The sequence below is a fragment of the Curtobacterium sp. MCSS17_008 genome (assembly GCF_003234185.1).
Lineage (GTDB): Bacteria > Actinomycetota > Actinomycetes > Actinomycetales > Microbacteriaceae > Curtobacterium.
Window position 1 is genome coordinate 1 of sequence record NZ_QKSM01000022.1, and the last position, 22,867, is coordinate 22,867.

General features: G+C 72.6%; 23 protein-coding genes and 1 riboswitch. Of the genes, 11 read left to right on the forward strand and 12 right to left on the reverse strand.

What is annotated here, in order from left to right; genetic code table 11:
- Positions 1-207: 207 nt before the first annotated feature.
- Both DEJ23_RS14650 and DEJ23_RS14655 read right to left on the reverse strand, forming a co-directional pair.
- Positions 208-1,143 carry an aldose 1-epimerase family protein gene (locus DEJ23_RS14650; protein WP_111240970.1) on the reverse strand — a complete coding sequence of 312 codons (936 nt, stop codon included), beginning with the start codon at positions 1,141-1,143 and terminating at the stop codon, positions 208-210.
- Complete coding sequence (locus tag DEJ23_RS14655) at positions 1,140-1,991, reverse strand: DeoR/GlpR family DNA-binding transcription regulator (protein WP_111240971.1); 852 nt, start codon at positions 1,989-1,991, stop codon at positions 1,140-1,142. Before DEJ23_RS14655 ends, DEJ23_RS14650 begins: the two co-directional genes overlap by 4 nt.
- 64 nt (positions 1,992-2,055) lie before the next feature.
- Between DEJ23_RS14655 and galT the strand changes: the two genes are divergently transcribed.
- Positions 2,056-3,153 (forward strand): galactose-1-phosphate uridylyltransferase, encoded by a 1,098-nt coding sequence (gene galT, locus DEJ23_RS14660; protein WP_111240996.1) that lies wholly within the window; start codon positions 2,056-2,058, stop codon positions 3,151-3,153.
- Positions 3,150-4,286 carry a galactokinase gene (gene galK, locus DEJ23_RS14665; protein ID WP_111240972.1) on the forward strand — a complete coding sequence of 379 codons (1,137 nt, stop codon included), beginning with the start codon at positions 3,150-3,152 and terminating at the stop codon, positions 4,284-4,286. Before galT ends, galK begins: the two co-directional genes overlap by 4 nt.
- A 119-nt stretch (positions 4,287-4,405) precedes the next feature.
- Here the strand turns inward: galK and DEJ23_RS14670 are convergent, their stop codons facing one another.
- The 3 genes from DEJ23_RS14670 to glyA form a co-directional block, all read right to left on the reverse strand.
- Positions 4,406-4,855 (reverse strand): hypothetical protein, encoded by a 450-nt coding sequence (locus tag DEJ23_RS14670; protein WP_111240973.1) that lies wholly within the window; start codon positions 4,853-4,855, stop codon positions 4,406-4,408.
- 79 nt (positions 4,856-4,934) lie between these two features.
- Positions 4,935-5,876: a tetrahydrofolate dehydrogenase/cyclohydrolase catalytic domain-containing protein gene (locus tag DEJ23_RS14675; RefSeq protein WP_111240974.1), complete on the reverse strand. Its 942-nt coding sequence runs from the start codon at positions 5,874-5,876 to the stop codon at positions 4,935-4,937.
- Complete coding sequence (gene glyA / locus DEJ23_RS14680) at positions 5,873-7,156, reverse strand: serine hydroxymethyltransferase (protein WP_309147089.1); 1,284 nt, start codon at positions 7,154-7,156, stop codon at positions 5,873-5,875. The genes DEJ23_RS14675 and glyA overlap by 4 nt, the downstream gene beginning before the upstream one ends.
- Before the next feature lie 56 nt (positions 7,157-7,212).
- Positions 7,213-7,298: riboswitch (ZMP/ZTP riboswitch) on the reverse strand.
- 108 nt (positions 7,299-7,406) lie between these two features.
- Between glyA and clpS the strand changes: the two genes are divergently transcribed.
- The 6 genes from clpS to nagA all read left to right on the forward strand — a co-directional run bounded on the left by clpS (position 7,407) and on the right by nagA (position 11,185).
- The gene (gene clpS / locus DEJ23_RS14685; RefSeq protein ID WP_111240975.1) at positions 7,407-7,706 is read left to right on the forward strand and encodes an ATP-dependent Clp protease adapter ClpS; all 300 of its coding nucleotides are present in this window, start codon (positions 7,407-7,409) and stop codon (positions 7,704-7,706) included.
- Positions 7,703-8,179, forward strand: a complete 477-nt coding sequence (locus DEJ23_RS14690) for a DUF2017 family protein (protein WP_111240976.1) — start codon at positions 7,703-7,705, stop codon at positions 8,177-8,179. Before clpS ends, DEJ23_RS14690 begins: the two co-directional genes overlap by 4 nt.
- A gap of 80 nt (positions 8,180-8,259) precedes the next feature.
- Positions 8,260-8,478 (forward strand): hypothetical protein, encoded by a 219-nt coding sequence (locus DEJ23_RS14695; protein ID WP_111240977.1) that lies wholly within the window; start codon positions 8,260-8,262, stop codon positions 8,476-8,478.
- A 264-nt stretch (positions 8,479-8,742) separates the two neighbouring features.
- Complete coding sequence (purU, locus tag DEJ23_RS14700; RefSeq protein WP_111240978.1) at positions 8,743-9,603, forward strand: formyltetrahydrofolate deformylase; 861 nt, start codon at positions 8,743-8,745, stop codon at positions 9,601-9,603.
- 8 nt (positions 9,604-9,611) lie between these two features.
- Positions 9,612-10,019: a YrdB family protein gene (locus DEJ23_RS14705; protein ID WP_111240979.1), complete on the forward strand. Its 408-nt coding sequence runs from the start codon at positions 9,612-9,614 to the stop codon at positions 10,017-10,019.
- The gene (gene nagA / locus DEJ23_RS14710; RefSeq protein ID WP_111240980.1) at positions 10,016-11,185 is read left to right on the forward strand and encodes an N-acetylglucosamine-6-phosphate deacetylase; all 1,170 of its coding nucleotides are present in this window, start codon (positions 10,016-10,018) and stop codon (positions 11,183-11,185) included. The genes DEJ23_RS14705 and nagA overlap by 4 nt, the downstream gene beginning before the upstream one ends.
- A 220-nt stretch (positions 11,186-11,405) precedes the next feature.
- Here the strand turns inward: nagA and DEJ23_RS14715 are convergent, their stop codons facing one another.
- Entirely contained in the window at positions 11,406-12,305 is a 900-nt protein-coding gene (locus tag DEJ23_RS14715) for an SDR family NAD(P)-dependent oxidoreductase (RefSeq protein ID WP_111240981.1), read from the reverse strand.
- A gap of 71 nt (positions 12,306-12,376) precedes the next feature.
- On the opposite strand from DEJ23_RS14715, the gene DEJ23_RS14720 reads away from it, so the two are divergent.
- Together DEJ23_RS14720 and DEJ23_RS14725 are read left to right on the forward strand one after the other, a co-directional pair.
- A complete protein-coding gene (locus DEJ23_RS14720) occupies positions 12,377-12,949 on the forward strand; it encodes a TetR/AcrR family transcriptional regulator (protein ID WP_111240982.1) in 573 nt (190 codons plus the stop codon).
- A 38-nt stretch (positions 12,950-12,987) separates the two neighbouring features.
- Positions 12,988-14,157 (forward strand): MalY/PatB family protein, encoded by a 1,170-nt coding sequence (locus DEJ23_RS14725; protein ID WP_111240983.1) that lies wholly within the window; start codon positions 12,988-12,990, stop codon positions 14,155-14,157.
- Positions 14,158-14,257: 100 nt separating this feature from the next.
- On the opposite strand, the gene nagB is transcribed toward DEJ23_RS14725, so the two are convergent.
- Entirely contained in the window at positions 14,258-15,043 is a 786-nt protein-coding gene (gene nagB / locus DEJ23_RS14730) for a glucosamine-6-phosphate deaminase (protein WP_111240984.1), read from the reverse strand.
- Positions 15,044-15,101: 58 nt separating this feature from the next.
- On the opposite strand from nagB, the gene DEJ23_RS14735 reads away from it, so the two are divergent.
- Positions 15,102-15,581, forward strand: coding sequence for an NUDIX domain-containing protein (locus DEJ23_RS14735; protein WP_111240985.1), 480 nt, complete (start codon positions 15,102-15,104; stop codon positions 15,579-15,581).
- Between the two features lie 195 nt (positions 15,582-15,776).
- Here the strand turns inward: DEJ23_RS14735 and DEJ23_RS14740 are convergent, their stop codons facing one another.
- The 5 genes from DEJ23_RS14740 to DEJ23_RS14760 form a co-directional block, all read right to left on the reverse strand.
- Entirely contained in the window at positions 15,777-16,658 is an 882-nt protein-coding gene (locus DEJ23_RS14740) for an NAD(P)H-hydrate dehydratase (RefSeq protein WP_111240986.1), read from the reverse strand.
- The gene (locus DEJ23_RS14745; protein ID WP_111240987.1) at positions 16,648-17,388 is read right to left on the reverse strand and encodes a histidine phosphatase family protein; all 741 of its coding nucleotides are present in this window, start codon (positions 17,386-17,388) and stop codon (positions 16,648-16,650) included. Before DEJ23_RS14745 ends, DEJ23_RS14740 begins: the two co-directional genes overlap by 11 nt.
- 69 nt (positions 17,389-17,457) lie before the next feature.
- Positions 17,458-18,024, reverse strand: a complete 567-nt coding sequence (locus tag DEJ23_RS14750; protein WP_111240988.1) for a hypothetical protein — start codon at positions 18,022-18,024, stop codon at positions 17,458-17,460.
- Positions 18,025-18,717: 693 nt separating this feature from the next.
- Positions 18,718-21,858 carry a glycoside hydrolase family 38 C-terminal domain-containing protein gene (locus tag DEJ23_RS14755; RefSeq protein WP_111240989.1) on the reverse strand — a complete coding sequence of 1,047 codons (3,141 nt, stop codon included), beginning with the start codon at positions 21,856-21,858 and terminating at the stop codon, positions 18,718-18,720.
- A gap of 109 nt (positions 21,859-21,967) precedes the next feature.
- Complete coding sequence (locus DEJ23_RS14760; RefSeq protein ID WP_111240990.1) at positions 21,968-22,867, reverse strand: carbohydrate ABC transporter permease; 900 nt, start codon at positions 22,865-22,867, stop codon at positions 21,968-21,970.

Genomic DNA, 22,867 nt, shown 5'->3' on the forward strand with positions numbered 1-22,867 from the left:
ACCGTCCCCGGGCCCCGGTCCCCGCCCCCGGTCCCCGGTCTCCGGCACCGACTCCGGCCCCAACTCCGGTCGCACAACCCGCCGCTCGCGCTCGTTCCGGTCGCACGACATGCCGTCGGGCGGGGACGTGAGCGGCATGTTGTGCGACGAGAACGCGCGTACGACGGCATGTCGTGCGACGAGAACGCACACACGACGGCATGTCGGTCAGGACCAGACGCGGCGGATGCCCCAGGTACCGGTCCAGGTCTCGTCGGGCTCGAGCCAGCGCAGCCCCTCACCCGAGTTGAGGGCGTTCGCGGGCGCCGTCATCGGTTCGACCGCGACGGCCAGCCCGGTGCCGTCGCCGCGGGGGAACTCGCGGGACGTGAACACCTGCACGTACGGGAACGACTCGTCCTGCCAGAGCTCGACGCCGTCACCCTCCGGGCCGTGGAGCGTCGTACGCCGGACACCCGACTCGTCCGGCGTGACGTCCCGGTAGGCCGTGTCGAGGTCGGCGTCCCCGGCACGCTGTCCCGAGCGCAGGTCGTAGGGCGTGCCCTCGACGGACACGGTGCCGTTCGGGATCTTGTGCTCGTCGACCGTGAAGGCCGTGGCGGCGTCGAGGGTGACGACGAGGTCCTCGGCGGGGGTGTCGCCGGCACGCAGGTACGGGTGGGCCCCGACGGCGAACGGAGCACGGACGCCGGAGCGGTTCACGATCGTGTGGGTCACCCGGATGCCGTCGTCGACCAGTTCGTGGTGCACGCGCGTCTCGAGGGTGAACGGCCAGCCGTGCTGGGGGTGGATCGTGGCCTGCTGCTCGATCGCGGACTCGGTCTGCGCCACCACGCGGTACGGCGAGAACCGGAGCAGCCCGTGCGAGGCGTTGCCGTACTTGGGCTCGGAGACGTCGAGCTGCTGCCGCTTCCCGTCCAGCTCCCAGACGGCCCCGGCGACACGGTTCGGCCACGGCACGAGCACGATGCCGTCGGCGCCCGGCGGCAGCGAGGTCACGGGGAACGGCTCGGTGAGGTCGAACCCGGCGACCCGGAGCTCCCGGATGCCCGCGGCGACCTCGGTGACGACGGCCTCGACGACCCCGTCCGGTCCGGCGTGACGGAGGTGGTACTGCCCTCCGGTGGGTGCTGCTGCGGTCATGGCTGCGACTTCCTTCCGTCTGGTGCTGCACGGCCGTCCTCGTCCGCCACGACCACCTCGACGCCGGCCGCCCGGATCGGGGCGACCGCGTCCGCCGCGGCCTCGGCGGTGACGACGACGTCGATGTCCTCGAGCGGACGGACGACTCCGAGGTGGGCCCGGCCGAACTTCGAGCCGTCCGCCACCACGACGGTACGCCGAGCCGAGGCGGCCAGCATCCGCTTCGCCTCGGTCTCGGGCAGGTTCACGTTCGTCAGCCCGTGCTCGACGTCGAGCCCTGTGCCGCCGAGGAACACCACGTCGGCGGCGATCATCGGCAGCACGGCGCCCATGAACGGTGCGACGAGGGAGTGCTGCAGCGGCCGGAGGGTGCCGCCGGTGACGACCACGGTGAAGCGCGGGACCGCCCGCTCGAGCGTGAGCGCGGTGGTGAGCGAGTTCGTCACGACGGTGACGTCGACCAGGTCGGACCGTGCGACCAGGGCCTCCGCGACGGCGGCGGGCGTGGTGCCGACGTCGATCACCACACACTGGCCCGACCGGACCAGGTCGGCAGCCGCCCGGCCGATGGCGGCCTTCGCCACCTGGTGCTCGACGGCGGTCTCCTCGAACGGGCGCTCGGTGGAACCGGCCCCGAGGCGGACGGCTCCGCCGCGGACCCGCCGGATCCGGGCCTCCTGGTCGAGCAGGGCGAGGTCCTGGCGGACCGTCACCTCGCTCGTCCCCAGCGCCGCTGCCAACGCGGCGGTCCGGACCAGGCCCGGCGCGCCCTCGACGATGGAGACGATGCGATCCTGCCGCAGCGGCGCGGGCAGCGACCCGGCGAGGAAGGAGAGGTCGTCGCTCACGTCACGAGTTTCGCGCACTTACGGAGCCTTTCGCAACGCTTCACGAGCACGGTAGGGTGACGTGGTGATCACCAAGCGCGTGACGACGCTCGCCGACGGCCGCGAGCTCATCTACTTCGACGACGCGGACACGCAGCTGCCCGCGGAACGCAGCATCGACCAGCGTGTCCTCGACCCCCGGCCGGAGACGGCGCGGATGCGGCAGGACGTGCTGACCGGCGAGTGGGTGTCCATCGCGTCGAGCCGGCAGAACCGTGTGTTCCTGCCGCCGGCCGACCAGGACCCGCTCGCGCCGCAGACCGCCGCCAACCCGTCGGAGATCCCCAGCCGCTACGACGTGGCGGTGTTCGAGAACCGCTCGCCGTCGTTCGGCCCCCTGCTCGAGGCGGACGACGCCCCGGAGTCGCTCGAGTCGCTGTCCGACGTCGGGCTGAACCGTCAGCTCCGGAGCGTCGGCCGCTGCGAGGTCGTGTGCTTCTCCCCCGAGACGAGCGGCTCGTTCGCGTCGATCAGCGAGTCGCGCGCCCGCACCGTGGTCGAGGCCTGGGCGGACCGGACCGCCGCGCTCTCCGCGATGCCCGGCATCCAGCAGGTGTTCTCGTTCGAGAACCGGGGCGAGGCAATCGGCGTCACGCTGCACCACCCGCACGGGCAGATCTACTCGTACCCGTACGTCACGCCCCGCACGCAGCGACTCCTCGCGTCGATCGAGCGCTTCGGACCGGACCTGTTCGAGCAGCACCTGGCGAACGAGCGCGCCTCGGAGCGCGTCGTCCTGCAGGGCGAGCACTTCACCGCCTTCGTGCCGTTCGCCGCGCGGTGGCCGATCGAGGTCCACATGCTGCCGCACCGCCACGTCCCCGACTTCGCCGGCCTGACCGACGCCGAGAAGGACGAGCTCGCACACCTGCACCTGCGGCTCACCCGCGGGCTCGACGCGCTCTACGACACCCCCACGCCGTACATCGCCGCGTGGCACCAGGCACCGGTGCACACCGCGCGCGACACCGTGCGGCTCATGCTGCAGATCACGTCCCCGCGCCGCGCGGCGGACAAGCTCAAGTTCCTGGCCGGCAGCGAGGCCGCCATGGGCGCCTGGATCGGGGACCTCGTGCCCGAGAAGGCGGCCGAGTTCATCCGAGGAGGGATCGAGCGCGCATGACGTTCCAGCAGGTCTACGGGTACGAGCCGACAGTGCGGTACTCCGCGCCGGGCCGGGTCAACCTGATCGGCGAGCACACCGACTACAACGACGGCTACGTCCTGCCGTTCGCGATCGACCGGCGCACGGTGGCGTCGATCGCCCAGCGCGATGACCGGACCATCCGGGTCGCCTCGGCGTTCGAGCCGGACGCGGTGCACGAGCTCTCCCTCGACGAGCTGTCGCCCGAGCACATGGACGGCTGGTCGGCGTACGTCTTCGGCATCGCCTGGGCGCTCGGCGAGCAGGCCGGCGCCGACCTGTCCGACAAGACCGGCTTCGACGTCTTCATCGACTCGGACGTGCCGGTGGGCGCGGGGCTGTCGTCGAGCGCCGCGATCGAGTGCGGTGTCGCGCTGGCCTTCACCGACCTGTGGGAGCTCGGCCTCGACCGCAAGGCCCTCGCCCGCGTCGGGCAGTACTCCGAGAACCACGCCGTCGGTGCCCCGACCGGGATCATGGACCAGTCCGCGTCGCTCCTCGGCGAGCAGGACGCCGTCGTGTTCCTCGACTGCCGCACGCTCGACACCGCCGTGGTCGACCTGGCGCTCGAGGCGAACGGGCTCGAGGTCCTGGTCATCGACACCCGCGTCGAGCACGCCCACGCGACGGGCGGGTACAAGGCCCGTCGTGACTCGTGCGAGCGCGGCGCTGCGGCGATGGGCGTCGAGGCCCTGCGCGACGTGGGCGTCGAGGACCTCCCCCGCGCACAGGAGCTGCTCGACGACGAGACCTTCCGCCGGGTGCGGCACATCGTCACCGAGGACCAGCGCGTCCTCGACACGGTCCGCACCCTCCGCGAGCAGGGTCCCCGCGTGATCGGTGACCTGCTCGTCGCCTCGCACGCGTCGATGCGCGACGACTTCGAGATCTCGGTGCCGGAGCTCGACCTGGCGGTCGAGACGGCGATGGCCAACGGCGCGGTCGGCGCACGCATGACCGGTGGCGGCTTCGGTGGCGCCGCGATCGCGCTGGTCGACCGGGAGGCACGGGACGCGATCACCACGGCTGTCACCGCCGCCTTCGCCTCGGCCGGGTACCGCGAGCCCGCCGTCTTCACGGTGCACGCCGCGCAGGGTGCCCGCCGCGACTGACGCGCTGCGCATCGCGCACGACGGGAGCGGCTGACACCACGGATCCCCGTGGTGCCAGCCGCTCCCGCTCGTGTGGTGACGACGCCTGTGCTCCAGCGACGCCGGGCGGCATCAGCTGGTCAGCCGAGCGGGTGGGCGGACCGGGTCGTCTCGACGACGTCCCCGAGCACGAACGGATGCGCTTGACCGTGCTCGACCGCCCACTGCACCCACGCCATCTGCAGGGGCATGAGCAACCAGACGGCCACGGTGACGCCGAGGACGCCCGCCAGGGCCAGCCCCATCACGGTGTGCTCGTCGAACCGCCGCGCGCCCCGACGCGCCACCGCGACGACGAACCCGGCGAGGGCGATGCCGACGGTCAGGAGCGTCGTCCCGAGGGCCGGCGACGACCGGAAGTCGAACTCCTGGCCGGCGTGGACGAAGGTCGTGCCCCACGTCGAACCGGGCTGCTGGAAGACGATGCACAGCACCACGATGACGACCAGCCATCGGGCGTCCTTCGTGAACTGGGTGGGCTCCGGCCGTGGGCGCAGCACCGGCTCGGTCAGCTGTCGCTCGTCCCCCATGCGGTGACCGTAGCACCGCGGGAGGGACGTGGCGGAGGCGACCCGAGCCTCCCGGCCGCTTCGCGCGCACCAGTACCGTTCAGTGCAGGTGGCGCTCCGCGGCCTCGACGACGTTCTTCATGAGCATCGCGCGGGTCATCGGTCCGACACCGCCCGGTGTCGGCGACAGGAACCCGGCCACCTGTGCGACCGCGGGGTCCACGTCGCCACGGAGCTTCGCCTTGCCGGTCGACTCGTCGACGACCCGGCTGATGCCCACGTCGATGACCGCCGCACCCGGCTTGACCCAGTCCGGCTGCACGAGCCCGGCGACACCGGCCGCCGCGACGATGATGTCGGCGCGGCGACACTCGGCGGCGACGTCCTCGGTGAGCGAGTGCGTGAGGGTGGCGGTCGCCTCGAGGCGCGTGAGCAGCAGGCCGAGCGGACGCCCGACCGTCAGGCCCTGCCCGATGATCGTGACGTGCTTGCCCCGGATCGGGACCTCGTACGCCTCGAGCATCGCGACGATGCCGCGCGGCGTGCACGGCAGCGGTGCGTCGATCGTGCCGGCACCACCGGGCACGGCGAGCACGAGCTCACCGAGGTTCGTCGGGTGCAGGCCGTCGGCGTCCTTCGACGGGTTCATCAGCTCGAGCATCGGGATCGGATCGATGCCCTGCGGCAGCGGCAGCTGCACGATGAACGCGGTGACCCGGGGGTCGTCGTTCATCTGCAGGATCGCGCCCCGGATGTCCGCGGCGCTGGCGGTCTCCGGCAGGTCGATGCGGACCGAGTCGAGCCCGATCTGCGCCGAGTCGCGGTGCTTGCCCGCGACGTACGACACCGAGCCGGGGTTCTGCCCGACCATGATGGTGCCGAGGCCCGGCCGGAAGCCGTGGTCGTGCAGGCGGTCGATGCGGGTCTTCAGGTCGTCGAGCGTGCGGGCGGCGAGGGCGGTGCCGTCGATGCGGACGGCACTGCCCTCACCCGCCCAGCGCTCCCGCGGGAGCGGAGCGACCGAGGGAGCCGATGCGCTCACGCGTAGAGCGGGAACGCGTCGGTCAGGGCCTTCACCCGGGCCGAGAGCGCTTCGATGTCCGGGTTCGGCATGAGGGTCAGCGCGATGATGTCCGCCACCTCGGTGAACTCGGCGTCGCCGAAACCGCGGGTCGCCAGCGCCGAGGTGCCGATGCGGACACCCGAGGTGACCATCGGCGGGCGCGGGTCGAACGGCACGGAGTTGCGGTTCACGGTGATGCCGACCTCGTGCAGGAGGTCCTCGGCCTGCTTGCCGTCGACCTCGGACTCGCGGAGGTCCACGAGCACCAGGTGCACGTCGGTGCCACCGGTGAGGACGTCGATGCCGGCGCCCTTCGCGTCGGCCTGGGTGAGCCGGTCGGCCAGCGCCTTCGCGCCGCGGAGCGTGCGCTCCTGGCGGTCCTTGAACTCAGGCGTCGCGGCGAGCAGGAACGCGGTGGCCTTGGCGGCGATCACGTGCATGAGCGGGCCGCCCTGCTGCCCCGGGAACACCGCCGAGTTGAGCTTCTTGAAGAGCGACTCGTCGTTGGACAGGATGATGCCCGAGCGGGGACCGGCGAGCGTCTTGTGCACCGTCGAGGACACGACGTGGGCGTGCGGCAGGGGCGACGGGTGCAGTCCCGCGGCGACGAGGCCGGCGAAATGCGCCATGTCCACCCAGAGCGTCGCGCCGACCTCGTCCGCGATCTCGCGGAACTTTGCGAAGTCGAGCTGGCGCGGGTACGCCGACCAGCCGGCGATGAGGACCTTCGGCTGGTGCTCGATCGCCTTCGCGCGGATGTCGTCGTAGTCGACCTCGAACGTCTCCGGGTCGACGCCGTACGACACGGCGTTGTAGATGCGGCCGGAGAAGTTGAGCTTCATGCCGTGGGTCAGGTGGCCGCCGTGGGCGAGCTCGAGGCCGAGGATGGTGTCGCCGGCGGAGGCGATGGCGTGCAGGACCGCGGCGTTCGCGCTGGCGCCGGAGTGCGGCTGCACGTTCGCGTACGCGGCGCCGAAGAGCGCCTTCGCACGGTCGATGGCGAGCTGCTCGGCGATGTCGACGAACTCGCAGCCGCCGTAGTAGCGCTTCCCGGGGTAGCCCTCGGCGTACTTGTTCGTCAGGACGGACCCCTGCGACTCGAGCACGGCACGCGGGACGAAGTTCTCGGACGCGATCATCTCGAGGGTGTCGCGCTGACGGCCGAGCTCCTGCTCGAGGACCTTCGCGATCTCGGGGTCGACCGCGCTGAGCGGGGCGTTGAAGCTGGACTGCGTGGACGCAGGGGGCAGATCGGTGATGGACACGGGACTCCTCGTTGTCTGATCGCCGCGCGGACGCGACGAGGTGGACGGGTGGGCGCGGCCCAGGCGTACGGCCGCGCTCCGTGTCAGGTGTCGCTCCCCGATGGTGACCCATCCAACGCCAGTCGCGACCCCTCGATCGTACCGAGCACGCCGGTTCGTGTCACCCTTGGAGCATGAGCCCGAGCAGCCCGCACGCCGCGGGTCCCGACCTGCACGTGCACCGCGCGACCGCCACCGGACCGGCATGACGCTGATCAGCCCCGAGGTCGACGAGCGCACCGACCTGCGCGCCCGGCACGACGTGCCCTGGGTCACCGTGGTGTGGGACGACCCGGTGAACCTCATGTCCTACGTGACCTACGTCTTCCAGAGCTACTTCGGCTTCTCGCACGCCCGCGCGGAACGGCTCATGCGCCAGGTGCACGACGACGGCCGGGCGATCGTCGCGACCGGCGCCCGCGAGGCGATGGAGCGCCACGTCGAGGCCATGCACGGCTACGGTCTGCAGGCGACGGTCGACCGCGCCGCGGGACCGGACGCGTGATCCCCTTCGTCCGCCGCCCCGACGGCGTCCACCTCGCCATGTCCGAGGGCGAGCGCGCCGTCCTCGCCTCGCTCACCGAGCAGCTGCAGCAGGTGCTCGGCGGCGACCTGGCGTCCGATCCGGTCGCTGGGCGGATGTTCCCCGACGCCTACCCCTCCGACACCGAGGCGAGCGAGGAGTTCCGCCGGTACACGCAGGCGGACCTGCTGACGCAGAAGACCGCGAACGCCGACACCGTGCACGACTGGCTGACCGGCGCGCGGGACGGCGCCCTGACCCAGCAGGACGAGCAGGCATGGCTGCGGTGCCTGACCGACCTGCGCCTGACGATCGCCGAGCGGCTCGGCATCGTCGACGCGGAGACCGAGGAGTCGTCGTACGCCGGTGACGCCGGCGTCGGCCTGCGCGACGTCTACGACTGGCTCGGGTACGTGCAGGAGCACCTCGTCACGACGCTCACCTCCCCGCACTGACCGGCCGGTCGGGAGGCGCCGACCCGCGCCCCCGCCGTGCGACGCGACCCGAGCCGGTCCGGCCCGGTAGCGTCCACTGCATGGCGCACGGCGGCGGATTCAGCAGCAACACGACACCTGGCGCGATCTGGAACGTGGTGATCTGCGGCATCATCTGCATCGCTGCACCGGTGACCGCCCTCCTCAACGCCGAGCGCGGCAGCGGGTACGTCGCCGCCGGGATCGTCGTCGGGGTGATCGCGGTCGGATTGGAGATCTCCTTCGTCCGCCGACTGCTCGCGGTGCTGCGCAGCCGCTGACGCTGACGCAGCCGGACGCCGGACGCCGGACGCACCACGGGCCTCCAGGCCGGGTGCTGCTGCCGCGCCGGACGCCATCGTCGCGATCGCCCATCGATGGAGCAGTACCTGTCGGGTCAGCGGAACCCACTCGACGTCTTCTGCTCCATCCAGGACGAGCAGGACGAGCAGGACTGGCCGCCCAGGCAGGACGGCCAGCGCGGGCATCGCGGGGCTCCCGGGCAGCCAGCGCAACGCGCACACCGAGCCCGGTACCCTGATCCGGTGACCGACCCGAGCCCCACGCACTGGACCCTCACGCTCGTCTGCGACGACCGACCCGGGATCGTGCACGCGGTGTCCGGAGCCGTCGTGGCGGCGCAGGGCAACATCACCGAGTCGCAGCAGTTCTCGAGCGCCGACACCAACTCGTTCTTCATGCGTCTGCAGGTCATGGCACCGGTCGACCGCGCGGCCTTCGAGCAGGCACTCGCCCCCGTCGTCGAGCGCTACGACGCCCGCGTCCAGCTCGACGTCGTCGGGCGCCCGCTGCGCACCCTCGTGCTCGTGTCGAAGGCCGGCCACTGCCTCAACGACCTGCTCTACCGGCAGCGCGGCGGTCAGCTCCCCATCGAGGTCCCGCTCGTCCTGTCGAACCACGCCGACCTGTCCGGGCTGGCGTCGTTCTACTCCGTGCCGTTCGAGCACCGCCCGGTCACCGACCCGGTGTCGAAGCAGGCGATGGAGCAGCGCATCCTCGAGGCCGTCGAGGAGCACGACATCGAGCTCGTCGTCCTCGCCCGCTACATGCAGATCCTGTCGCCCGAGCTGTGCGCCGCGCTCGAGGGCCGCGCCGTCAACATCCACCACTCGTTCCTCCCCGGCTTCAAGGGTGCGAACCCGTACCGGCAGGCGCACGCCCGCGGGGTGAAGCTCATCGGTGCGACGGCGCACTTCGTGACGAGCGACCTCGACGAGGGGCCGATCATCGAGCAGAACGTGGTCCGGGTCGACCACACGAAGGACCCGGCCGAGCTGGTCTCCATCGGTCAGGACGAGGAGTCCCGGACACTGACGCAGGCGGTGCGCTGGATCGCGGAGGACCGCGTCCTGCTCGACGGCGCCCGCACGATCATCTTCAGGTAGGCACCGGCATGACGAACGCACCGCAGAGTCCCGTCGACTGGGGCGAGGTGCCGCCGCCCTCGGACCCGGCACCGGCCCGTCGCCGCGTCTCCGGTTGGACCGTGCTGCGCGTGCTCGTGTGCGCGTTCGGCCTGCTGTCGCTGGCGTACTGGGGCTACTGGTCATGGATGCTGCCGCTGCCGGGGTACCTGTTCATGGTCGGGGCGCCGCTGTTCGCCGCGGTCGTGTGGTTCCTCTTCCGCTCCCCGCGGTCGCCGATCGACACCGACGTCGTCGGCAAGGTCATCGTCGAGACCGCGCTGGTCGTCGCCGCCGGTGCCACCTGGGTCTCGCTCGGACGCCCGTTCGTCGGCCTGGTGTTCGTGCTGGTGGCGGCGCTGTCCGGGGTGGTCGCGTTCCGTCGGGAGACGGCGTGACCGCGCCCTCCGACTCCGGCTCCGGTCTGGAGGCGCGGCGCACCCTGGTCCGGGCCGCTCGCGTCGTCGACGCGGCCGGCGTGGTCGACGACGGCTGGGTCCTGCTCTCGGGTGGCGTGATCGAGGCAGTCGGCACCGGCGCCGAGGCTCCAGAGGCCCCGGACGTGGTCGACCTCGGCGACGCCGTCCTGACGCCCGGCTTCATCGACCTGCACGGACACGGCGGTGGGGGCGCCGCCTACGAGGACGACTCGTTCGACGCGGCCCTCGCGGTGCACCGGGCGCACGGCACGACCCGGTCGGTCCTGTCCCTCGTCGCGAACCCCGTCCCGTCGCTCGCCGCGTCGCTCGACCGCATCCGCACCGTCGCCGCCTCCGACCCGCTCGTGCTCGGCGCCCACCTCGAGGGCCCGTTCCTCTCACCGCACAACAAGGGCGCGCACGAGGAGTCGTTCCTGGTCGACCCGACCCCGTCGGTCGTGGACGCCCTGCTCGACGCCGGCGCCGGGGTCCTGCGGCAGGTGACGATCGCGCCCGAGCTGCCGGGAGCGCTCGACGCCGTGCGCCGCTTCGTCGACGCCGGGGTCGTGGTCGCCGTCGGGCACACCGTCTGCTCGTACGACCAGGCCCGTGCGGCCTTCGACGCGAGTGCCACGGTGCTCACCCACGCGTGCAACGCCATGCCCGCGCTGCACCACCGCGCACCGGGGCCCATCGCCGCCGCCCTCGAGAACGAGCGGGTGACGCTCGAGCTCATCCTCGACGGCGTCCACGTGCACCCCGCCGTCGCCCGGGTGCTGCTCCGCGCCGCCCCCGGCCGGGTCGCGCTCATCACCGACGCGATGGGTGCCGCCGGCTCACCGGACGGCTCGTACACCCTCGGGTCGCTCGCCGTGACCGTGAACGACGGGGTCGCCCGGGTGGCGGGGACGGACACCATCGCCGGCTCGACGCTGACGCAGGACGCGGCGCTGCGGCTCGCCGTCTCGGGTGCCGGGGCGTCACTGCCCGAGGCGGTCGCGGCGCTGACGAGCGTCCCGGCCACGGTGCTGGGGCTCGGCGACCGTCTGGGCCGGATCGCGCCCGGGTACACCGCGGACCTCGTCGCGCTCTCCCCCGCGCTCGAGGTACAGCGCGTGTGGGGCGCGGGCGCGCCGCTGCCCTGAACGGCGCGCCCGGGCCTGTCCCGGGTGCTCCTCGGGCGTGCTCGTCAGGGTGCGTCAGGGAACCGGACCACGGACGTCGGCTGTCGACGGTCCGCCGCACTGCTCGGACCCGCCGTGCCGCACGTGAAGCGGACGTCCGACTCGACGAGCACCCCGCATCGAGGACCGCCACGCGGCCGCGTTCCGCGGTGCGAGCATCCGCTGACCGTGGGGGCCGCGGTCAGCCCGTGATGCCGACGGTGACCCGCTCGACGTGGTCGCGCACAGCCCGTCGGACCGCTCGGTCTGCGGCGGGGCCCTGCACCGGCACGACGTGCAGCCGTCGGTCGCTCCGCCGGAGCGCCGGCCCGACGAACACACCCTGCTCCACGTCCGGTGCCGTGGCAGCCCAGAGCGTCGACCGTGCGCCGTCCTCCGCCGTGCGGGCCAGCAGCCGCGCCACTGCTCCGCCCAGGCGCTGCGCGAGGGTCTCCGCCTGCCCGTTCATGCCGGTCGCCGCGACCCCGGGGTGCGCGATCACCGAGCGGATCGGGGACCCCTGCACCGCCAGGCGCTCGCCGAGGTCGACCGCGAGGGCGGCCGCCGCGGTCTTCGAGTCGGTGTAGGTCGCCAGCTGGCGGTACTGCCCTGCGTCACCCGGACCGGCGGGATCGGGCACGCGGGCGGTGCGCTGCGAGAAGTTCGACCCGACGAGCACGACCCGTGGCGCCGGCCCGCCGAGGAGCGGGAGGACCGCGTCGGCGAGCACGGCCGGCCCGACGACGTTCGTCGCCCACGTCCGCTCGACGCCCTCCTCGGTGCGCTCGTACGTGGCGAACGAGGCCCCGGCGTTGTTCACCAGCGCGTCGAGGACGAGCCCGTCCGCCGCGAGCTGCCGGGCGAACGCGGTGACGGAGGCGACGGACGAGGTGTCGACGAGCCGCGCCTCCAGGCCGGCCGGCAGGACGCGGACGGCCTTGTCGAGGTCACGAACGGCGGCGACCACCTGCGCTCCCGCGGCCGCCAGGGCCGTCGCGACCACGAGGCCGAGCCCGCTGGTCGCCCCGGTCACGACGACGGTCCGTCCGTGCTGGTCCGGCAGGTCGGCTGGTTCCCATTCGAAGGTCGTGGTCGTGCGCATCGGTGCTCCTCGATCGTGTACAAAACGGATGAATGATCCGGAACGCTAACACAACCGGATAGACTCTCCACATGACACCAGCCCTCGCCCGGCCGGAAGCGCTCCGTGCGGACGCGCTGCGCAATCGCTCGGCACTCCTCGACGTCGCGCGCGCGTTCGTCCGACGCGGGGAGCAGCCGCTCCTCAACGCCGTCGCGCACGAAGCAGGTGTGGGCGTGGGGACGGCCTACCGCCACTTCCCGACCCAGCAGCACCTGCTCGAGGCGTTGGCGATCGACGCGTTCGAGGACATGCTCGACCGCGTCCGGGCAGCGGTCGAACTGCCGGACACCGCGCAGGCCGTCCGCGGCGTGGTCGTCGAGGCCTTCCGGAGCATGGTGCGCGACGCACCCCTCGGGGACCTGCTCACCGGCGGATCGTTCTCCTGCGCGGACACAACGGCACTGGCGGGCGACCTCGTGGCATCGGTGGGTGCGCTGCTCGACCGAGCGCGGGCCGAGGGACTGGTGCGGCCGGACCTCGACGCGGACGACCTGCGGCGTCTGCTCTGCGGCATGCGGTCGGCCGCCGTCGCCGGTGGACAGCAGGTTGCGGACCCCGACCGGTACGCGGAGGTCCTGCTCACCGGGATCCGTCCCGCCTGAGCACCCCGGAGCGGGCGTGTCACTGTCAGGATGGGCGCATGAGCGTCATGGTCTCGGTGTTCGATGCACAACGCAGCCGCACGAGCGAGAAGTACACGGCCTACCCGCCCGAGGTGCTGCCGATGTTCGTCGCCGAGATGGACTCGGTCCCCGCCGAGCCCGTGCGCGAAGCGCTCGAACGCGCGGTCCGGAACGGGGACACCGGGTACGTCGGGCACACCCGGGTGCTCCCCGAGGTGTTCTCCGACTTCGCCGGACGCCGCTGGGGGTGGGAGGTCGACCCCGACCTCGTCCGCACGACCACGGACGTCTCGGTCGCCGCGGTCGAGGTGCTGCGCCGGGTCATCGAGCCCGGTGACCAGGTCGTCGTCATGCCGCCCGTCTACCCGCCGTTCTGGGAGTACGTGCGCGAGGCGGGTGGCGCCGTCACCGAGGTGCCCCTGCTCCCGCCCGCTGGTGACCCCGACCCGTTCGACACGACCGCGGGGTGGCGGATGGACCTCGACGGGGTCGCCGCAGCCTTCGCCGAGGGCGCCCGCACGGTGCTGCTCTGCAACCCGCACAACCCGCTCGGCCTGGTGCACTCCCGGGAGTCGCTCACGGCGCTGGCCCGGCTCGCGGCCGAGTGGGACGCCGTGGTGGTGTCCGACGAGATCCACGCCCCGCTGACCCACGCGGACGCGGTGTTCACCCCGTTCCTCGACTGCGGGCCCGAGGCGGCCGAGCACGGCGTCGCCCTGACGAGTGCGAGCAAGGCGTGGAACCTCGCCGGCACCAAGTGCGCCCTCATGGTCGGGGCGTCGGAGCGGGCACGCGGCTGGTTCGACGGGCTACCCGTCGAGGTCGTCGAGCGGACCGGGATCCTCGGCTACACGGCCAGCCTGGCGGCGTTCCGGGACGGGGAGCCCTGGCTCGCCGCACTGCTCGCCGAACTGGCGGGCAACCGGCGGGTCCTCGCCGAGGAGCTCGGCGCCGCGCTGCCGGGCACCGGGTACCGGCAGCCGCAGGCGTCCTACCTCGCCTGGCTCGACCTGCGGGCGCTGCCGTGGGGCGACGGTCCCGCGCAGGTCCTGGTCGAGCGGGCGAAGGTGGCGCTGTCGGACGGGCGCGACTTCGGTCGCCAGGGCGTGGGCCACGTCCGGCTCAACTTCGGCTGTTCCGAGGAGACCCTGCGCGAGGGGCTCGCGCGCCTGGCATCAGCGCGCTGACGCAGCTCCGGTCGCAACACGCAACGTCAGCGTCTGCTCGCAGGGAGGTACCGCTGCGCGCCACCGCCATCGTCGCGTTCTGCGAGAGGCCGTCAGGAGGTCACTCGAAGCGCTGCCACTCCGGCTTGTTCGCGTACGTGTAGCGGTAGTAGTCGGCGAGGCGCAGGCCTGCCGCGGCCTCCTCGTCGACGACGACGGTCGCGTGCTCGTGCAGCTGCAGCGCCGACCCGGGCACGAAGGACGACAGCGGCCCCTCGACCGCGGCGGCGACGGCATCGGCCTTCGCGGAGCCCTGCGCGACGAGGACGAGCTCGCGGGCCTCGAGGATCGTGCCGAGCCCCTGCGTCATGCAGTGCGTCGGGACGTCGTCGAGGGAGTCGAAGAACCGCGCGTTCGCCGCACGCGTCGAGGGGGCGAGGGTCTTGATCCGCGTGCGGGAGGCGAACGACGAGGTCGGCTCGTTGAACCCGATGTGCCCGTTCGCGCCGATCCCGAGGATCTGCACGTCGACCCCGCCCGCGGCGCGGATCGCGGCGTCGTACTCCTTCGCCGCGAACGCCAGGTCGCCCGCGCGGCCGTCCGGCACCCGCACGCGCGAGGGGTCGAACCCGAGCGGCTCGACGACGTCGCGCGCGACGACGCTCGCATAGGACTCCGGGTGCTCCAGCAGGATCCCGACGTACTCGTCGAGGGCGAACCCGCGCGCGGCGCCGAACGACACCTCGCCCGCCTCGACCCGGCGGCGCAGGTCGGCGTAGATGCCCTGCGGGCTGGACCCGGTGGCGAGCCCCACGACGGCGGACGGCTTCTCGGCGACGACCGAGGCGATCTTGGCAGCGGCGACGCGTCCGACCTCGGCGGGCGTCGGCAGGATGATGATCTCCACACCCCCACCCTACTGGTCATGACCAGTCGCCGACAGGGGTGGTCGGTAGCGTTGGGGCATGCCGATCCCTGACTTCGTCCTGGCCCTGCGCGAGAAGGTCGGGACCGACCCGCTCTGGATGACGGGCGTCACCGCGGTGGTCACCCGCGGCGAGGGCCTTGACCGTGAACTGCTCGTCGTCCGCCGCGCCGACAACGGTGCGCTGACGCCGGTCACGGGGATCGTCGATCCCGGTGAGGAGCCGGCGGTCGCAGCCGAACGCGAGGTGCTCGAGGAGGCGGACGTCGTCGCGGTCGCCGAACGGCTGACGTGGGTGCACGTCCTGCCCGAGATGACCTACCCGAACGGAGACCGGGCGCAGTACCTCGACCTGGTGTTCGCGTGCCGGTACGTCTCCGGCGACCCCTTCCCCGCGGACGGCGAGAACACCGAGGCGTTCTGGGCGCGGCTCGACGACCTGCCGGAGATGTCCGCCGACATGCGGGCGCGCGTCGAGGCGGGCCTGACCGGCGACACGGCGGCGCGCTTCGAGCGCTGACCCGCCGGACGGGAGGCGCGGTGCCGGCCCGCCCCGCGCCTCCCGTCCGTCCCGCCGTCCGTCCCTGTGGCGCGAGTGGTCCCCGGTCGTCCCGGGCGTACCCGGTCGTTCCGGGCGTACCTAATCGTTCCGTTCGGCCAGGTGTGCCCGTTCCGGTCAGGTACCGCACCCGTCCTGGGAACGATCGGGCGCGGATCAGCCGCCGAGTTCGACCAGCACGCGCGGGATCTCGGTGAGGAGCTCGCTCGCGAGGTACCCGAGCGGCCCGACCTGCACGGCAAGCCGGTCGCCCGCGGCGGCGTGCACGTAGGACGCCCACGCGACGGCCTGTGCCGGCTCCGCCCCGCGCGCGAGCAGGCCGACGACCACGCCGGAGAGCACGTCCCCGCTGCCGCTGGTCCCGAGTCCGCCCGATCCCGTGCCCTTGACCCAGGCCCGGCCGTCCGGGGCGGCGATCACGTCGGACAGAGCCACCACGGCACCGTACCGATCAGCGATCTCGCGGGCGTCGGCCACGTCGTCGTCACCGCACTCCCGGCCGAGGAGCCGTTCCGCTTCGCCACTGTTCGGCGTGAGCACGAGCCGACCGTGCAACGGGCGCAGGCGGTCCTCGACGTCGGCGGCCACACCGAGTGCGAAGGCGTCGAGCACGACGAAGGTGTCCGGACCGACGGCGTCGGCGATGCCCGCGACGAGATCCCTCGCCCCCTCCGGCTCGTCGAGGCCGGGTCCGACGAGGACGGCGTCCGCTGCCTCCGCGGTGTCGCGCACGGCGGCGATCGCCCCGACGGCGACGTGACCGCGGTCGTCCTCGTCGAGCGGGACCACCCCGGACTCGGGGACGGCGACGGCGACGTGGTTGGCGACGCTCTCGCCGACCGCCAGCGACAGCCGTCCGGCACCGACGCGCAGGGCGGCGAGTGCCGCGAGCATGGCGGCACCGGGCGTGTGGGCGGCTCCGCCGACGACGAGCACCTGGCCCCGGCCGTACTTCCCGGCTCCGGGTTCGGGGAGCGCCCACTCGCGGAGGACGTTGGGCGTGATGTGCTGCGGTGCAGCCTGCTGATCAGTCGACATGGACGTCGTCCTTCCGGCCGCTGTGCTCGGTGACGTCCTCGTCGTCGAGGTGTCCGACGGCCGAGAACTCCTCCAGGGCCCAGGGAGCGCCGGGACCGTCGCGGTGGAGCCGGGTGAGCGAGGCGTTCGCGACCGTGTGGTCCTCGGCGAAGGCCATGAGCGCGTGCTCGTCGAGGTCGAGGCAGACCGCGACGACGAGCATCACGACGGCGTCGTGTGCGGCGACGAGCACCCGCTGGGTGCCCTCGAGACGGTCGACGTCGACGAGCACCGAGCGCAGCCGGAGCATGACGTCCGCCCAGGACTCCCCGCCCGCGGGTCGGTGGTAGTACTTGCCGAGCCACTGCCGTCGGCGTTCCTCGTCCGGGTACCGGTTCCGCACGCCCTGCCGGGTGAGCAGGTCGAGCACGCCGAGCTCCCGGTCGCGCAGCCGTTCGTCGACACGCTTCGGTGGCTCGGTCAGACCGCCCGCCTCGAGTGCGATGCCGATCGTCTGCTGCGCCCGACGGTACGGCGACACCCACAGCGCGACCGGGACGTCGGCTACCCGGCGGTCCGCGAGCTCCTGACCGAGCGCACGCGACTGCTCCTCGCCCAGGGGGCTGAGCGGGACGTCGGCGTCGCGGTGATCGACCTCGATGACGTCGGCCCCCTCGGCGTCGGCCCGGGCGGCGGCGACGTTCGCGGTGGACTCCCCGTGGCGGACGAGCCAGATCTCCGTGACAGCCATGGCCGCGACGCTAATCGCGTCAGCCTGGACCGGCTCCCGGCCGCCCGATCCTCGCCCGACCGCGCCCTGTCAGGCTGCTCCGGGCCGTGCGCTCCTGATCGGGCGTACCGGACACGGGAGCCCGACCGCACGGAACCGACGGACGAGCGCGTCCGGGTCGAAGAGGTCACGCCACTCGAGCCGCACGACCGCGCGGACCCCTGGCACGGTCAACAGCCGCTCGTGGCGGCGTTTCTCCTCGAGGAAGACCTCGGTCGGGCTCCGACCAGCGAGGTAGCGAGCCTGTGTGTACTTGGCCCGGCCGTCGATCTCGACGACGACGCCCTGGTCGGGGAACCAGAAGTCGACGGCGTAGCGACGGCCGTCGGCCACGAACTCCTGCTGCAGGACCGGTGTCGGCAGGCCGAGTTCGAGGAGGACGACGCGGGCGAACGACTCCGCGGGCGACCCCGACCGTCCGTCCGCGAGGTCGAGCACGTGTTCGGCCCGACGGCGTCCGCGGGATCGCTGGTCGACTGCGCCGCGCAGCCTGCCCATCGTGACGCCGCGGCGCAGGGCCGCATCCGCCACGACCACCGCGGTCCGGAGGTCCTCGCTCATCGCGATGTCGACCACCGTCCGGGGCACGGACGTCACCGAGACACCGTTCGCTTCGACGCGTTCGTGCTCCTGGAGCCGGACGCGTGTGCAGGACGAGGGTCGGTGTCCGCCCTCGGTACATCGACTCCGGCACGGTGGCGTGCACCGGAGCGTCCCAGCCCGACAGCGCCGGCAGGCCCTGGACCGCCGCCGCTGACACGTGAGAGGCGACGGCAGGGGTGCCGAGCCGCCCGAGTCGGGCGTACACCCGGGTGACGTACCGCTGTCGGGGCTCTGCACGGTCCCACCGCTCGCCCTCGACGAAGGCGTTCGGACCGACGCGCACCAGACGGTCGCTGCCGGTCGATCGGACGCGGCGGCGCAGCGTGGTGGGGTCACAGGCGACTTCGCGCGCCGGACCCGAGCGGAGGATCGGAAGTGGACGTTCCATGCCGAGAGCGTGCCCGGTCTCCACCCGCACGGCCGGCGCGACGACGAGAACTGTGGACGAGCCTCCAGTCCGACGCCTCTGTGCAGGACGCTCGATCGTTCCCAGAACGACCGCGTTGCCAAGCAGGAACGGGCGTACCTGGTCATTCCGAACGACCAGGTACGCCCGGTCCGACCAGGTACACCCCGGTGCACCACCGCCGCACCCGCGCGCGCAACGCGGCGCCGGGGGAACGCACCCGTGCTCCCCCGGCGCCGCTGCTCCCCGGGCGGACCCGCTGCCACGGGCCCGCCCCAGCCTCAGGCCCGGCGCACCCGCAACGTCACGATCTCGAACGGACGCAGCGTGAGCACCACCGCCTCCCCCGCCTCCCACGATGCAGACGACAGGCGCGACCCCGCCCCGAGCGGCCGCTCGAGCAGGTCCACGGCCTCGACCCCGGCGACGTCGAACCCGAAGTCCACGCCGACGTCCGCCGCCCGCCCGCCCGACGCCTCGTAGAGCCGCACGACGACGTCCCCGGAGCGGTCCTCGGCGAGCTTGACGGCCTCGACGAACACCTGCGGCGACGACACCGTCACGAGCGGCTCCACCACCGCGTTCCCGGGGACCGACCGCACCGGCAGGTTGAGCCGGTACCCGGAGTCGGCGGCGTCGAGCACCGAGGCGCCGGTCCGCAGCACGGTGCGGAACACGTGGTGCCCCTGGTCGGCGTGCGGGTCCGGGAACGTCGGTGCACGCAGCAGCGACTCGCGCACCAGCGTCGTGGTCCCGCCGTCGGGACGGGTCGACCGGGTGATGTCGTGCCCGTACGTCGAGTCGTTCGCGACCGCGACGCCGAACCCGGGTTCGGCGACGTGCACCCACCGGTGGGCGCTGGTCTCGAACCGCGCCATGTCCCACGAGGTGTTCTGGTGCGTCGGCCGGTCGATGTGCCCGAACTGGATCTCGCTCGACGCGACCGACGCCCGGACGTCGAGCGGGAACGCGAGCTTGAGCAGCTTCTGTCGCTCGTGCCACTCGACCTCGGTCTCGATGTGCAGCTCGGGCTGCCCGGCGACGGCCGAGTAGCGGGTCGTGACCGACGACGAGCCGAACGGACGCTCGACGACCAGCGCGTCGTCGACGACCGACACCGACGCCGCCGACAGCACGGTCCCGCTCCGCTGGTAGGCGCGGTCGATGTCCCACGCCTCCCACTGGTTCGGGGTGTCGCGGAAGACCGTGTACTGCGCGGCGGACGAGCCGGGCGCGACGGCGTCCCGGCCGGTGGCGTGGTCGACGAACGACACGACGTGACCGTCGGCGTCGATGGTCGCGGTGACGACACCGGTGTCGAAGACGAAGTGGTCGCCGCTCCGGACGGGAGGCACGGCCTCCCCCTCGTCGCCGACCGAACCACCCAGGGCGGTCACCCCGCCCGCCGCCACGGGCGACGCGTTGAAGCGGACGACCGTGCCGACCGCCGCGCCACCACCCGTCCCGACGGCATCGGGGTCGCGCGGCCCGTCGAGGAGCGCCCCGCCGTCCCCGGCGAACGCGGTGGCCGACGCCCCGACCCCGGCGAGCGCCGGCGCCCCTCCGCTGGCGAGTGCGGTCGTGGCGTCGCCGATCAGCCCTCCCAGCACCGCTGCGACCCGGGCGTACTCGGCCTCCGCGTTCTCGTAGACCCACGCGATCGACGACCCCGGCAGGATGTCGTGGAACTGCTGCAGGAGCACGGTGCGCCAGGCGGCCTCGAGTTCGTCGTACGGGTACTCGACACCGAGCCGCACGGACGCGGTCGCCGCCCAGAGCTCGGCCTCGCGGAGCAGGTGCTCGGAGCGCCGGTTGCCCTGCTTCGTCCGGATCTGCGACGTGTACGTGCCGCGGTGGAACTCGAGGTACATCTCCCCCGACCACACGGCGGGTTCGGGCAGGGATTGCTCGAGCTCCTCGAAGACCTCCGCCGGGGTGCCGAGGTCGACCCGGGGCGAGCCGTCGAGGTCGTGCTGGCGCCGGGCCGCGGCGACCATCTCGCGCGTGGGGCCACCGCCGCCGTCGCCGAAGCCGTACAGCAGCATCGACGTGTTGGCGACGCCGCGCTCCTTGTTGCCCCGTTCCCCGCGGTGCAGGTCGGCGGCGGAGACGTCCGAGTTGTACGTGTCTGCCGGGGGCAGGTGCGTCAGCACCCGGGAACCGTCGATGCCCTCCCAGTGGAAGGAGGTGTGCGGGATGACGTTCGTCTCGTTCCACGAGGGCTTCTGCGTCACGAACCACTTCGAACCCGCGGCGCGGACGATCTGCGGCAGGGCGCCGGTGTAGCCGAACGAGTCGGGCAGCCACGCCTCGGGGGTGTCGACGCCGAACTCCTCGAGGAAGAGCCGCTTGCCGGCGACGAACTGGCGCGCCAGGGCCTCGCCGCCCGGCAGGTTCGTGTCCGACTCGACCCACATGCCGCCGACGGGGATCCACCGGCCCTCGGCGACGCGCTGCTTGATGCGCGCCCAGATCGACGGGTAGCCGTCACGGATCCAGGCGTACTGCTGGGCCGAGGAGCACGCGAAGGTGAAGTCCGGGTCCTGGTCCATCAGGTCGAGCACGTTCGAGAAGGTCCGGGCGCACTTGCGGATCGTCTCGCGGACCGGCCAGAGCCAGGCGGAGTCGATGTGCGCGTGCCCGACGGCGACGGCGCGGTGTGCGGCGGCGCTGGCGGGGACGGCGAGGGCCGGGGCGAGGACCGCGCGGGCGTCGGCCGCGGTGCCGGCGACGTCGTCGGGGTCGAGGGCGTCCGCGGCACGCTCGAGCACCCGGAGGACGTCCGCGCCGCGGGTGCCGTCGGTGGGGAGCTCGGCCATGAGTCCGCGGAGCACCCAGACGTCCTGCTGCAGCTCCCACACGGTGTCGTCGCGCTCGACGAGCTCGAGGGCGCGCAGGCTGTAGATCGGGTCGGAGCCCGCCGTCGATCGGGACCCGAGCGGCGTCGCTCCCTGGAAGTCGTCGCCGCCGATGTCGGGGTTCGCGGCTGCCTCGACGTACAGCTCGAACGAGCCGCCGGGGCCGACCTCGACGGGCACGGTGTCGTTCCGCGGCTCGATGCCCTTGATCGTGGAGCCGTCGGTGCGCCAGGCGAGCCCCTCGGCCTGGAACCCGGGCTGTCGCTTCGTGAACCCGAGGTCGACGCGCAGCTCGACGGTGGTGCCGGGGGCGGTGCCGAAGTCCTCGGGCACGGTGCCGCGCACCCGGAACCAGGTGGTCCCCCACGGCCGACCGCCCCAGGCGTCTCCCACGCGGAACGGCGTGTACTCGGCGGCGACCGCCTCGGCGAACGGAACGGGTTCGTCGGGCACCTGCCAGGCGTCGATCGTGACCGGGGCCGAGCGCCGGTGCACGGCGGGGTCGATGCGGTCGCGGACGAGGCGGGCGATCCGGGCTTCGACGAGCGGTTCGTCATGGTGCATGGAGTGGTTCCTTTCCGGTCGCTGGACACCGGTGTTCGCGGGACGAACCGCGCTTCGCGGGTGTTCGGAGCGTGAACACCGGTGTTCAGCAGATGAGGCGGGCGGGCCGTCAGCCCTTGATGCCGCCGGCGAGGGCGTTGCCGCCACCGAGGCCGCGGGACACGAGGACGTAGAGCGCGATGACGGGCACGGAGTAGACGATCGAGAACGCGGCGAGCTGCCCGTACGCCACCGCCCCGTTCTGCCCGAAGAAGTTGAAGATGCTCACCGCGGCGGGCACCTTGTCGGGCGAGAGCAGCAGGACGAAGGGGACGAAGAAGTTCCCCCACGCCTGGATGAACACGAAGATGAACACCACGGCGATGCCCGGACGCATGAGCGGGACGACGATCCGCGTCAGCGTCGTGAACATCGAGGCACCGTCGGTCCAGGCCGCCTCCTCGAGCGAGATCGGCACCGAGTCCATGAAGTTCTTCGCCATCCAGATCGCCATCGGCAGCGACGTGGCAGCGAGGAAGAAGATGCAGCCGTAGATGTTGTCGATCAGGTTGAGCGACACGAACAGCGCGTAGACGGGCACCATCATCGCGGTGATCGGCAGCCCCGTGCCGAACAGGATGCTGTACAGGAACGGCTTGTTCACGCGCATCTTGTACCGGGACAGCGGGTACGCGGCGAGCAGGGCGGCGACGACCGTCACGACCGCCGTGCCGCCGGAGAGCAGCAGGCTGTTCGCGAGCGGGATGAACGACAGCTCCGGCGTGAGCACCTGCGCGAAGTTGTCCAGCGTGAACTGCGACGGGACCTTCACGGAGAGCGACGCCTGCGCGTCGAACGAGGCGAGCACGAGCCAGAGCAGCGGCACCGCGAAGCACAGGGCGATGACGAGCAGGACGACGTTCGAGACCCACCGCAGGGTGCGGCCCCGCGGCGAGGTCATGTGGAGCGACCCGGGTGCGGTGACGGATCGTGTCGCGTTGGACACGGGACGGTCGGCGGTGATCGCCAT

Excerpts from the sequence above, each read along its gene's own strand:
- DEJ23_RS14650 (WP_111240970.1), bottom strand. The coding sequence starts at position 1,143 with ATGACCGCAGCAGCACCCACCGGAGGGCAGTACCACCTCCGTCACGCC.
- galK (WP_111240972.1), top strand. The coding sequence starts at position 3,150 with ATGACGTTCCAGCAGGTCTACGGGTACGAGCCGACAGTGCGGTACTCC.
- DEJ23_RS14670 (WP_111240973.1), bottom strand. The coding sequence starts at position 4,855 with ATGGGGGACGAGCGACAGCTGACCGAGCCGGTGCTGCGCCCACGGCCG.
- clpS (WP_111240975.1), top strand. The coding sequence starts at position 7,407 with ATGACGCTGATCAGCCCCGAGGTCGACGAGCGCACCGACCTGCGCGCC.
- DEJ23_RS14695 (WP_111240977.1), top strand. The coding sequence starts at position 8,260 with ATGGCGCACGGCGGCGGATTCAGCAGCAACACGACACCTGGCGCGATC.
- DEJ23_RS14705 (WP_111240979.1), top strand. The coding sequence starts at position 9,612 with ATGACGAACGCACCGCAGAGTCCCGTCGACTGGGGCGAGGTGCCGCCG.
- DEJ23_RS14715 (WP_111240981.1), bottom strand. The coding sequence starts at position 12,305 with ATGCGCACGACCACGACCTTCGAATGGGAACCAGCCGACCTGCCGGAC.
- DEJ23_RS14720 (WP_111240982.1), top strand. The coding sequence starts at position 12,377 with ATGACACCAGCCCTCGCCCGGCCGGAAGCGCTCCGTGCGGACGCGCTG.
- DEJ23_RS14725 (WP_111240983.1), top strand. The coding sequence starts at position 12,988 with ATGAGCGTCATGGTCTCGGTGTTCGATGCACAACGCAGCCGCACGAGC.
- DEJ23_RS14735 (WP_111240985.1), top strand. The coding sequence starts at position 15,102 with ATGCCGATCCCTGACTTCGTCCTGGCCCTGCGCGAGAAGGTCGGGACC.
- DEJ23_RS14740 (WP_111240986.1), bottom strand. The coding sequence starts at position 16,658 with ATGTCGACTGATCAGCAGGCTGCACCGCAGCACATCACGCCCAACGTC.
- DEJ23_RS14745 (WP_111240987.1), bottom strand. The coding sequence starts at position 17,388 with ATGGCTGTCACGGAGATCTGGCTCGTCCGCCACGGGGAGTCCACCGCG.
- DEJ23_RS14755 (WP_111240989.1), bottom strand. The coding sequence starts at position 21,858 with ATGCACCATGACGAACCGCTCGTCGAAGCCCGGATCGCCCGCCTCGTC.
- DEJ23_RS14760 (WP_111240990.1), bottom strand. The coding sequence starts at position 22,867 with ATGGCGATCACCGCCGACCGTCCCGTGTCCAACGCGACACGATCCGTC.